Origin of the sequence: Streptomyces sp. MB09-01 (assembly GCF_033794505.1) — a bacterium.
In the GTDB taxonomy this organism is placed as follows: Bacteria; Actinomycetota; Actinomycetes; order Streptomycetales; family Streptomycetaceae; genus Streptomyces.
Genome location: NZ_JARAYQ010000064.1, coordinates 25268 through 35701 on the forward strand (window position 1 = coordinate 25268; position 10434 = coordinate 35701).

General features: G+C 74.4%; 10 protein-coding genes and 1 pseudogene. 7 read left to right on the forward strand and 4 right to left on the reverse strand.

What is annotated here, in order from left to right:
• Window positions 1–30 precede the first annotated feature (30 nt).
• Window positions 31–426, reverse strand: coding sequence for a hypothetical protein (locus PV721_RS15985; protein ID WP_319724605.1), 396 nt, complete (start codon window positions 424–426; stop codon window positions 31–33).
• A 177-nt stretch (window positions 427–603) separates the two neighbouring features.
• On the opposite strand from PV721_RS15985, the gene PV721_RS15990 reads away from it, so the two are divergent.
• The 4 genes from PV721_RS15990 to rsgA all read left to right on the forward strand — a co-directional run bounded on the left by PV721_RS15990 (window position 604) and on the right by rsgA (window position 4790).
• Window positions 604–1878, forward strand: a complete 1275-nt coding sequence (locus PV721_RS15990) for a sensor histidine kinase (protein WP_319724607.1) — start codon at window positions 604–606, stop codon at window positions 1876–1878.
• Entirely contained in the window at window positions 1866–2522 is a 657-nt protein-coding gene (locus tag PV721_RS15995) for a response regulator transcription factor (protein ID WP_319724610.1), read from the forward strand. The genes PV721_RS15990 and PV721_RS15995 overlap by 13 nt, the downstream gene beginning before the upstream one ends.
• The gene (locus tag PV721_RS16000) at window positions 2519–3379 is read left to right on the forward strand and encodes a hypothetical protein (protein ID WP_319724612.1); all 861 of its coding nucleotides are present in this window, start codon (window positions 2519–2521) and stop codon (window positions 3377–3379) included. Before PV721_RS15995 ends, PV721_RS16000 begins: the two co-directional genes overlap by 4 nt.
• Window positions 3380–3644: 265 nt before the next feature.
• The gene (gene rsgA / locus PV721_RS16005) at window positions 3645–4790 is read left to right on the forward strand and encodes a ribosome small subunit-dependent GTPase A (RefSeq protein ID WP_319724613.1); all 1146 of its coding nucleotides are present in this window, start codon (window positions 3645–3647) and stop codon (window positions 4788–4790) included.
• 145 nt (window positions 4791–4935) lie between these two features.
• Here the strand turns inward: rsgA and PV721_RS16010 are convergent, their stop codons facing one another.
• The 3 genes from PV721_RS16010 to PV721_RS16020 form a co-directional block, all read right to left on the reverse strand.
• Window positions 4936–5307 carry a PPOX class F420-dependent oxidoreductase gene (locus tag PV721_RS16010; RefSeq protein WP_319724614.1) on the reverse strand — a complete coding sequence of 124 codons (372 nt, stop codon included), beginning with the start codon at window positions 5305–5307 and terminating at the stop codon, window positions 4936–4938.
• Between the two features lie 219 nt (window positions 5308–5526).
• Window positions 5527–6009 carry a DUF456 domain-containing protein gene (locus tag PV721_RS16015; RefSeq protein WP_319724615.1) on the reverse strand — a complete coding sequence of 161 codons (483 nt, stop codon included), beginning with the start codon at window positions 6007–6009 and terminating at the stop codon, window positions 5527–5529.
• Between the two features lie 24 nt (window positions 6010–6033).
• The gene (locus tag PV721_RS16020; protein WP_319724624.1) at window positions 6034–7011 is read right to left on the reverse strand and encodes a helix-turn-helix domain-containing protein; all 978 of its coding nucleotides are present in this window, start codon (window positions 7009–7011) and stop codon (window positions 6034–6036) included.
• A 152-nt stretch (window positions 7012–7163) separates the two neighbouring features.
• Between PV721_RS16020 and PV721_RS16025 the strand changes: the two genes are divergently transcribed.
• The 3 genes and pseudogenes from PV721_RS16025 to PV721_RS16035 all read left to right on the forward strand — a co-directional run.
• A complete protein-coding gene (locus PV721_RS16025; RefSeq protein WP_319724616.1) occupies window positions 7164–8522 on the forward strand; it encodes a hypothetical protein in 1359 nt (452 codons plus the stop codon).
• A gap of 297 nt (window positions 8523–8819) precedes the next feature.
• On the forward strand, window positions 8820–9563 hold the full coding sequence (locus tag PV721_RS16030) for a hypothetical protein (RefSeq protein ID WP_319724617.1): 744 nt from the start codon (window positions 8820–8822) through the stop codon (window positions 9561–9563).
• 434 nt (window positions 9564–9997) lie between these two features.
• A pseudogene (locus PV721_RS16035) lies at window positions 9998–10434 on the forward strand (cell division protein); the annotation flags it as partial.

Here is a 10434-nt window from a genome sequence, read left to right on the forward strand (position 1 = left end):
CCGTCGGTCCGTCGGTCCGGAGGGCCGGCCTCAGCCCTGGCGGCGGGCGGCCACCAATGCGCAGGCCAGTGCCAGTGGCAGCTCCGCGCCCGCCGCCAGCAGCAGCGCCGTGCCCTGCCCGCCGGTCCCGGCCGAGGTCGTGACGTCGAACCAGGCGTCCATCACCAGCAGTGCGGCCGTCGCCGCCGCGACGGGCGACACCCGGGGGTCGCCCCTGCGCAGCAGCATCCCGGTCCCGGTCAGCCCGACGGCCAGCATCAGGTCCAGGCCGATCCACGCCGTGGCCCAGTTCGAGACCTCCGTGGTCTGCGGCGTCGTCTTCGCCAGGACCAGCACCCACGGGAGCAGCGCCACCCCCGCGCAGGTGAACACGGTGGCCGGCCGGGGGGTGCGCCAGATGCGGGCCTGCGGGGCGACGAGTGCCATGACAGCGGGTCTCCTTCCGGCCCGGCGGTCCGTCCCCCGGGCACACCACCAGCCTCGTCCGCCGCGCTGCCGAGATCACTGGCCCCACGGTCCGAACCGGGGGTGGTGCCAGGTACACCCCTGGGCGGGCACCAGCGTGATGGAAAGCCCCTGACCAGTGCGATTACCGTACGGGTCATGGCACTTCGCGGCGCGCTGAGGCGTACGTACACCTGGATCGCGGCGCACGCGCCGTGGTCGGCGTGGGCCCGGCGCAACACGGTCTTCACCACGGCCGCGATCCCGCCGGCCCTGCCCGCGCTCCTCGGCTTCGCCTCCGTGTCCGTGGCACCCGGCCTCAGCCCGGTCCCGCTGCTCGCGGTGCCGGCGCTCTGCCCGCTGCTCACCGCGCTCCAGCGCAGCCGCTTCTGGGTGCTGCTCGGCCTCGACGTGCCGGAGGTCGTACGGGAGAACCGCCGGTCGAGCCTGCGCGGGCTGGCCGAACGGGTGCGCTCCGAGGCGACCTGGCGGCAGTACGGCTACCACCTGCTCGTCAGCCCGCTCGCCGCCTCCGCCGGCGCCCTGGTGGTGCTGGCCTGGGCCTTCGGCCTCGCGGCCGCTTCCGTCTACGGCTGGTTCTGGTTCCTGCCCGCGGACACCCGCACCCCCGGCTGGACCGGGGACTACGACCTCATCACCGTCGGCGGGATCCTGCTGCTGCTCGCCGCGCCCTGGCTCGCCGCCCTCTTCGCCCGGCTCGACGCCTTCGCCGCGGCCGCCCTCCTCGGCCCGAACCGGGCCCGTGAGCTGGAGCGGCGCGTCGAAGACCTCGCGGAGAGCCGGGCCGGGGTGCTGGACGCCGCCGACCTCGAACGCCGCCGGATCGAACGCGACCTGCACGACGGAGCCCAGCAGCGGCTGGTCGCCCTCGCGATGAACCTCGGCATCGCCCGCGCCACCCTGCCCGATCTGCCGCCCGAGGCCAGGGCCGTCATCGACGAGGCGCACCGCCAGGCGAAGGAGGCCATCGAGGAGCTCAACAGCCTGGTACGGGGCCTGCATCCGGCCGTACTGGAGGACCGCGGGCTGGACGCGGCGCTCTCCGGGATCGCCGCCCGCGCCCCCTTCCCCGTGGAGCTGACCGTGGACATCGCGGCGCGGCCGGGGGCCACCGTGGAGGCCGTCGCCTACTTCGTCGTCTCCGAGGCCCTGGCCAACGTGGCCAAGCACGCCCGCGCGCACCGCTGTTCGGTGCGGGCCGTGCGCACGGCCGCATCCGACGGCGCCGGCCCCCGCGCTGACCTGCTGCGGGTCACCGTCACCGACGACGGGGTGGGCGGCGCCGATCCGGCGCGCGGAACAGGCCTGGTCGGCCTGCGCAAACGCGTAGGGTCGGTCGACGGAACCATCATGATCAACAGTCCCCTCGGGGGCCCGACCGTCATCACCGTGGAGCTGCCGTGCGGGCTGTGATCGCCGAGGACTCCGTCCTGCTGCGGATAGGACTCGTCAAGGTCCTCGAAATGGCCGGCTTCGAGGTGGCCGCCGAGACCGGGGACGCCGAGGGCCTGCTCGCGGCGGTCGACGAACACCGGCCCGAACTGGCGCTCGTGGACGTACGGATGCCGCCCGGCTTCACCGACGAGGGAGTCCGGGCCGCCCTGATGATCCGCCGGCAGAGCCCCGCCACCGCGGTGCTGCTGCTCTCGCAGTACGTGGAGGAGCGGTACGCCGCCGATCTGCTCTCCGCTCCGAGCGGCGCCGGCATCGGCTACCTCCTCAAGCAACGGGTGGCCGACGTCGAGGAGTTCATCGACGCGCTGCGGCGGGTCGCGGCCGGCGGCACCGCACTCGACCCGCAGGTCGTCGCCCAGCTCCTGCTGCGCCGCGGAGGCGGACCGGACCCGCTGGAACGCCTCACCCCGCGCGAGCGCGAGGTACTGGCCCTGATGGCCGAGGGCCGCTCCAACGCCGGGATCGCCGCCGAACTCGTCGTGAGCGAGAGCGCGGTGGCCAAGCACATCAACAGCATCTTCGCCAAGCTCGACCTGCCGCCGGCCGACGGCGACCACCGCCGGGTCCTCGCGGTCCTGCGCTTCCTGGACGGCACGCCGTGACGCCGGCTGCCGCGCCGACGCGCGCGCCGGCCCCCGCTGCGGCCCGTGCACCCGCCCCTGCCCCGGCCGGTCCGGGGCAGCGGCTCGCCTGGACCGTCGCCGCGCTGCTGAGCGCGCTCCTCGTCGTGGCACCGGCCACCTGGCAGGCGTGGTCCTACGGGAGCACCCGCAGCGACACCCTGGTCGGCGGCAGCGGCGGCCGCCCGGTGAGCGCGCTGGAGATCGTGGGAGGCGACGCGGACGTCACCGTGACCCCCCGCGCGGACCGGCAGGTCGGCTACCGCGCCACGATCGGCTGGTCGCTCAAGGCGCCCACCATCGAGGAGAGCTGGCTGGGTGACACCCTGCGGCTGACCCCGCGCTGCCCGGGCGAGGAGTTCTGGCCCGCCGCCGGGTCCTGTTCGGTCCGGCTCGGGGTGACCGTCCCGGAGGGCATCCCCGTGAAGGTGACCGCCGGGTCCGGCCGGGTCTTCCTCAGCGGCCTGGGCGGCGCCGTCGACACCGAGGTCGACTCCGGCCGGGTCGACCTGGTGGGACTGCGCGGAGCGCTGCGCGCGAAGGTCGGCTCCGGCAGCCTGCGGGCCACGGGCCTCACCGGGCCCGAGGCGGAGTTCCGGGTCGGCTCCGGCCGGGCCGACGCGGCCTTCGTCACCCCGCCGGACCAGGTGAGCGGCCGGGTCGGATCCGGCCGGCTCGAGCTCACCGTGCCCGCGGCCACCCGCTTCCGGGTCCGCTGCGAGACCGGCAGCGGCCGCTGCGAGGTCCCGGAGGCCCTGCACGACGCCGGCTCCTCCCGCAGCCTGGACATCGAGGCCGGCGTCGGCCGCGCCCGGGCGACGTATCCGGCCGGTCCGTGAACGCCCGGCGACACCGCGGAAAAAGAAGTGGCCCCGGCGGGCGGGATCTTGTTACGGTGGATCCGTTCCCGCCGACCGGTGGAGGACGTCAGTAACGTGCATGACCCGGAGGTGAGTTCATTGATGACTGTCGTTGCGCAGGGCGCTGCCCGCACTCAGAAGACCATCAATGTCACTTCTGTGGTCTCCGGCTGACCTCACACCTCTTCGCGCGCCGCCACCGAGCGAGCGCACGCGGCCGGGGCCACCCTGTGAAGGGTTCCCCTTGTCTCTCTCGTCTTTCTCCACATCCTCTCGCTCCACCTCTTCTCTCACCGCTTCTCCGCAGGCCTCGCTCGCGGACGCCCTCGCCCCCTTCGGCTGGGACGACGCGTGGGCGGCCGAGTTCACCCCCTACGCGGAGCAGGGCCTCGTGGCCGGCCGGGTCGTCCGCGTCGACCGCGGCCAGTGCGACGTCATGACCGCGGACGGCATCGTCCGCGCCGACACCGCCTTCGTCACCCCGCACGACCCGATGCGGGTCATCTGCACCGGTGACTGGGCGGCCGTCGAGGCGGGGGGCCACCCGCGCTACGTGAAGGCGTACCTGCCGCGCCGCACCGCCTTCGTACGCTCCACCTCCTCGCAGCGGTCCGAGGGGCAGATCCTCGCCGCCAACGTCGACCACGCGATCATCGCCGTCTCCCTCGCCGTCGAACTGGACCTGGGGCGCATCGAGCGCTTCCTGGCCCTGGCCTGGGAGTCGGGGGCGCAGCCGCTGGTGGTCCTCACCAAGGCGGACCTCGTCCCCGACCCGGTGACGCTCGGTCACCTGGTCCAGGACGTGGAGGCCACCGCGCCGGGCGTCCAGGTGCTCACCGTCTCCTCCGTCACCGGCGAGGGCACGGACGTCCTCGCCGCCGTCGTCGCGGGCGGCACCAGCGTGCTGCTCGGTGTCTCCGGCGCCGGCAAGTCCACACTGGCCAACGCGCTGCTCGGCGCGGAGGTCATGGAGGTCCAGGAGGCCCGCGAGGTCGACGGCAAGGGCCGCCACACCACGACGACCCGCAACCTCCTCGCCCTGCCGGGCGGCGGCGTCCTGATCGACACGCCGGGGCTGCGCGGCGTCGGTCTCTGGGACGCCGAGACCGGGGTCGGCCAGGTCTTCTCGGAGATCGAGGAGTACGCGGAGCACTGCCGCTTCCACGACTGCGCCCACGAGGCGGAGCCGGGGTGCGCGGTGCTGGCCGCGGTGGACTCGGGAGAGCTGGCGGAACGGCGCCTGGACAGCTACCGCAAGCTGCTGCGGGAGAACCAGCGGATCGTGGCGAAGACGGACGCGCGGCTCCGGTCGGAGATCCGCCGCGACTGGCGCCTCAAGTCGGCGGAGGGCCGAGCCAACTACGCGGCCAAGCGCGGCAACCGCTCCTGACCCCCACCGCCTCCACGCGAGGCCGGGATGCGGCGCGGGGTCCGGGGCGGAGCCCCGGACCCCGCAGTCCCGTCGCCGGTCGAGGCGCGGGGGCGGGCGGAGCACGGGGGAGGGGCTCCGCGCGGCGGGGGCCGGCCGCCGGGGGTCACAGGCCCCACGTGTGGACCCGGTCGGGATGGATCCGGATCACCTCCGGGCTGAAGTGCGGGCCGAGCTCGTGCGGCCCGGTCTCCAGCGTGGCGTGCCCGCGGATCTCGATGCCCCGTACCCGCCACGGTCTGGTGCTCACCAGGTCGTCCACCACCAGGGAGAGCCGCGGGTCGTGCCGGAGGTTGCGCCACTTCTTCGTACGGCCCATGGCCATCCCGCCCACCAGCAGCGTTCCGTCCTCCTGGGCAAAGAACCCCACCGGGTTCACCTGCGGCTGCCCGGCCTCGTCCACGGTGGCCAGGCGGCCCAGGTGCTGGGACCGCAGGTACGCCGACTCCGACTCGCTGAAACCCTCGAACGCCCTCATGTCCGGAAGCCTCGCAGCTGACGGCCGCACCCGCATCGGACCGGGGCCGTAGCCGGGTTCCCCCGAAGGACGCAGGTCCCGCGGGGCCGTCGGTGACCCGGCCGGGGCCGCTGCGGCGGCCCCGGGGAACGCGATGGCGAGGGGGCACGACTGCACGAGCACGAGTGCACGAGCACGCACGGGCACAACGGCACGGGCACAACGGCAAGGGGGACACGACTACGACGCCGCCACCGCTCCGACCCACGCCCCCACCACCAGCAGGCACGCGAACAGCTCCACCAGCACGCTCGTCCCCACCGCCCGCATCACCGCCCGCACCGACGCCCACGCCTCGCCGTGCGTCCCCAGGCGCAGCCGCTCGCAGAGGTAGATGCCGCCCACGAAGCCCGGGACCGCCCCGAGCACGGGGATCAGGACGAAGCCGAGTACCGCGCCGGCCCCCGCGAACACCGCCATCCGGGGGGTGATCCCCAGCCCCCGCACCCGCCGCGCCGGCAGCTGCCACTTCACCACCTGGACCACCAGCAGCAGGGCCGTCGCCGCGACGAGCAGGGACCACGCCAGCGCCGACCGCACGTGCAGCGCCCACCACAGCAGCCCCGCCCACACCAGCCACGTGCCCGGCACGCCCGGGACCAGCACCCCCAGCACCCCGAGCAGCAGCACCAGCCCCACCAGGAGCAGCTGAGGCAGATCCATCTGCTCAGCCTGACCGACCAGGGCCTATCGGGCCACCCAGCCCCGTTCGTAGGCGTGCCAGCCCAGCTGCAGGCGCGTCGTCACCCCGGACACTTCCATCAGGCCCTTGACGCGCCGCTGCACCGTCCGCAGGCCGAGCTCCAGGTGCTTGGCCACGCTCGCGTCCGTCATGCCCGCCAGGAGGAGGGACAGGATCTCCAGGTCGGTGGCGTCCGGGCAGCCGTCGGACTCCTCCGCCGAGCCGGCCGACCCCAGCCGCAGCGGCAGCGACTCCCGCCACACCGCCTCGAACAGGCCCGTCAGGGATTCCAGCAGCCCCGACGCGTGCACCACCAGCGCCGCCGGCTCCGCGCCGCGGGCCGTCAGCGGAACCATCGCGAGCGTCCGGTCCGCGATCACCAGCTTCGTCGGCACCTGCCCGGTCACCCGGACCTGCTCGCCCCGGGCCAGTGCCGTGGAGGCCTCCCGGATCCCGCTCGGCAGGGTCAGCACCTCCCGCTCGATCACCACCCGGTAGTCGACGCCGCGCACGGAGGCCCGGTCCTCGGCCTCGTTGTCCGTCCCGGTCACCACCTGCGGCCGGCCGCTGACCAGCGCGCACACCTCCTTCTCGGCCCCCAGCTGGATCTGGTGGAAGCGGTGCGCCACCGCGCTCGCACCCTGCACCACCTCCACGAGGTCGTGCACCGCCGGCTCGGTCGCCTCCGCCCGGTACTCCTCCGCCAGCAGCGCCGCCGCCCGTTCCGCCTGCTCCAGCTCGTGCCGCTGCTGGGTCAGCAGGGCCCCGAGCGCGACGCCGGGCGGGGCCGCCACCCAGCGGCCGGGCCGGGCCGAGGACTGCGCCGCCAGCCCGTGCCGCTCCAGGTGGCGCAGGGCCCGTTCGGTCTGCGGCACCGGCAGCGTCAGCCGGTGCGCGAGGTCGGGCACCTCCGCCGCACCCAGCGCCACCAGCACGCGGTACGCCGACTCCTGCGCCTCGTCGAGGCCTATGGCACCCAGCAACCCGTCCACCACCTTTCGACACAGCGCCTGGCGGGAAGCGGCCACGGCGCAAACCCGCCGCGGACATCATCGCCGCACCCCCCGCCCCTCTGCCAAGGTGGCGCCACCGCAGCACCAACATCCGCTGGCCAGAAGCGATTTACGCGGCAGCTTTGCCGTGCAATGCAGTAGTTGGCCGGAATTCACCTGGGGAGAGCGATGCGCCCGATATCGCGTACGGCAGTCGGGGCGGCCACCGCGGCCGTCCTTGCCGTCACCGCCGTCGGCCCGTCACCGCCGTCGGCCCGTCGACGGCGCAGCCGGTCGACGGAGCACCTGGAGCGGGCAGGAGACCACTCGTCGGGAGCGGGGCGGCCGGAAAGCAGCCCACGGCCCCCGTCACCGTCACCCTCGTCACGGGTGACCGGATCCTGGTCTCCACGGACGCGGCCGGCCGGACGGCCGCCACCGCGATGCCGCGCGAGGACGGCTCGCAGCCGCTCGTGCAGACGAGACAGTCCGGCAAGGACCTGTACGTGTACCCCGAGGGCGCGGTCAAGGCGCTCGCCGCGGGCCTGGTCGACCGCGAGCTCTTCAACGTCACCGGCCTCGTCCGGCAGGGCTACGACGATGCGCACACCAAGAAGCTCCCGCTCATCGCGGTCTACGACGGTTCCGTGAACGTGGCGCGCACCGCCCCGCCCGACTTCATCGACCTGACAGGCGCCTACCGGCCGATCGGCAGCGCGGTCTACTTCGGCGGGATCGAGACCGTCGCGGCGCCCGGCACGCGGACCGAGTACGACTCGGCCGGGGACACCGCCTGGGACCAGATGCTCTCCAGCAGCTTCCGCTGGGGCGAGTTCATGGTCGGCGAGCGGCGCACCTACACCAAGGGGCAGAAGACCAAGGCGAGTTGGTACGAGGGAATCACCGGGCCCGTAGCGCCCCGCGACCTCTCGGGCAAGGAGACCCTCGCCGCCGAGCGGCAGGGCAACCTGATCGGCTTCGCCCCCGCCATGTGGGGCGACGGCGCCCACGCCGCGCAGCCGGGTTCCTTCGGTGACATCGGCGGGCTGCAGCTCGAGCGGGGCGGCGAGGTCGTCGGGGACAGCTGGTACCCGTTCGGCGTCTTCGAGATCCCGGCCGAGGAGAGCCGCTACGAACTGACCCAGAACATCGAGAAGATCGGCCCGCCCGCCCGGGTCTGCCAGCGGTCCACCTCCGTCCTGACGACCTGGGGTTTCACGTCGAAGCTGGACGCGTCGGCGTACTCGCAGGGCCTGCCGGTCCTCTTCCCGCGGTACGCGGCCCCGCTCGACGGGATGAAGACGGTGGCGGCGGCGAACGGCCAGAGCATCGGGCTGGGCGTCACCGGGCACGCGGGCTACGAGTCCGGCGCCCTGAAGACGGCGAAGCTGTCGTACTCCTACGACGGCGAGAACTGGCGCGGGCGAGGGTGGGCGAGGCCGGCGGCCGCTGGACCGCGGTCGTGGACCACGCCGGAGCCTCCGGCAAGCCGGTGTCCCTGAAGGTCGAACTGACCGACGCGAAGGGCGCCACGGTCACCCAGACGGTCGTGCGGGCGTACGACGTGCGCTGGTCCGTAGGGCAGAGTGGAAACGGTCCACCGGGCGGCGGCCCGGGGACCCATTCCGGCCGTGGGGCCTCACCTTCCTCCCTCGTGGTCGGGCGGCCGACAACGCCTCCGAGGAAGGAGCGGCGGTGTCATCCTGTGGTCGCCCCCCGGCTCAGCCCCGCGGCGGACGCCGAGCACCCGCCCCGCACGCGAAGGTTGACCACGTCGGATCTCGTCGGGGAGGGCACACATGACCACGCATGCCGGGGACACAGCGGCAGCAACGGCAGCCGAGGTGTCCGTCGGCACGTCGGCCGGCCGCAAGCCCCTTGAGCCCGTTCCCCGCTGGGCGGTCCGGGTGGCCCATGCCATCCCGCTGTGTGTCCTGCCGTCTGGCCTGTGGCGTGTCGCACTGGTGCTGGGCCTGGCCGGCTACGACGCGGACTACCAGTGGGCGGTGTGGGAACGCCCGTACGTGATCGGGCTGTCCGTGGTCTCCGAAGCGCTCGCGCTGCTCGCCCTCGGGCTGGTGCGGCCGTGGGGCGAAGTCGTCCCGCGGTGGGTGCCGGGGCTGCACGGCAGACGGATCCCGATCCTGGCGGCGGTCATTCCGGCCGCACTCGGGGCAACGCTGATCATGATGTTCTGCGCGTACGCCGTGCTGAACCAGATCTTCGGTTTCGTGGAGCCGCTGAACGAGAGCGGCGAAGGCTTCCCCACCAGCGGTCCGGCCGCCTGGGCGCTGTGGACGACGTACGCCCCGCTCCTCGCCTGGGGCCCGCTCCTGGCGATCCTCACCGTCGCGTACCACCGACGCCGCCGGGCGAACGACGCATCGGCGCCTCGGCCCGACGCCGGACAGCCGGTCCGACCGGGTCGCCAGGCCCGCGGTGGCGGCAGCACGGCCGACGTGGCCGCAGCCGCCGCGGTGTCCGCTGAAACGCTCCGCAAGACCGAGACCCGGCCGGTCCCCGTACCCTGGCCCGTGCGCTGAACCGGTTGGCGGCGAGCAGGCCATGTCGGCGTGACCGTCAGGCAGGCGCCACGTTCCTGACGCGGCACGGGGCAACGCTGCACCGCGCCCGCTCCAGCGACCCGAGCCCGACGGTGCGTGACCCGCGATGGACCGCACCGGCGCCGCCTGCGCCTCGGCCCGTGAGCACGGCGTCAGCCGGGGCGCCATCCCCACGGCCGTCGCCGGCTCCCGGTCACGAGGGCGCCCCTGCCACGGAGTTGGCGGTCGCCCTCGACCTGCCGGGCCGGAGCCCGCAGAGCGGGCCGGCTGTTCACCGCCGGCTCGGGGATCCCCGGCTCGGCGCGAGTCCGCCGCGCGCAAGAGAACCGCGTTGACCGCTGTACCGATGTTCCCCCGGACCGATTTCGTGCGTTCGGCGTTTTCCGCCCGTGCGGGAGGCGGAGAATGAGGGCATGAGTCAGCAGGGCGCGGACGACTGGTGGCAGAAGCTCTACGAGGATCCGGACGCTGGGCCGGAAGCCGACCCGGGGGACACCCTGGACCACCGGTTCCGCTCGGCGGCGGGAGTGACGGCGGACCCGGCCGCACCCGCCTCACCGGCTCCGCCCGAGCGGGAGTGGGGGCCGGAGCAGGCGCCGGAGCGGGGACCGCTGCCGGGCCCGCGACCGGGTGCCGCCCCGGACGCCGGCCTGCCCGCCCGGCCGCCGGTCCCGGACGCGTTCCGGAAGGACACCGGCCCGCCGGGGCCGGTTCCGGTGCGGGACGACCGGCCCGGTGACCCGGGACGGACCCAGCCGCTGCTTCCGGGCCCGCGCCCGGCCCCGGAGCCGCCGACCGCGCCGGAAGTGCCGTCGCCCCGCGAGCGGCACGTCCCGCCTCCGCCCCCACC

Bases quoted from the DNA above. Each gene is read 5' to 3' on its own strand.
- PV721_RS15985 (WP_319724605.1), bottom strand. From the start codon at position 426: ATGGCACTCGTCGCCCCGCAGGCCCGCATCTGGCGCACCCCCCGGCCG.
- PV721_RS15990 (WP_319724607.1), top strand. From the start codon at position 604: ATGGCACTTCGCGGCGCGCTGAGGCGTACGTACACCTGGATCGCGGCG.
- PV721_RS16010 (WP_319724614.1), bottom strand. From the start codon at position 5,307: ATGAGGGCGTTCGAGGGTTTCAGCGAGTCGGAGTCGGCGTACCTGCGG.
- PV721_RS16015 (WP_319724615.1), bottom strand. From the start codon at position 6,009: ATGGATCTGCCTCAGCTGCTCCTGGTGGGGCTGGTGCTGCTGCTCGGG.
- PV721_RS16030 (WP_319724617.1), top strand. From the start codon at position 8,820: ATGACCACGCATGCCGGGGACACAGCGGCAGCAACGGCAGCCGAGGTG.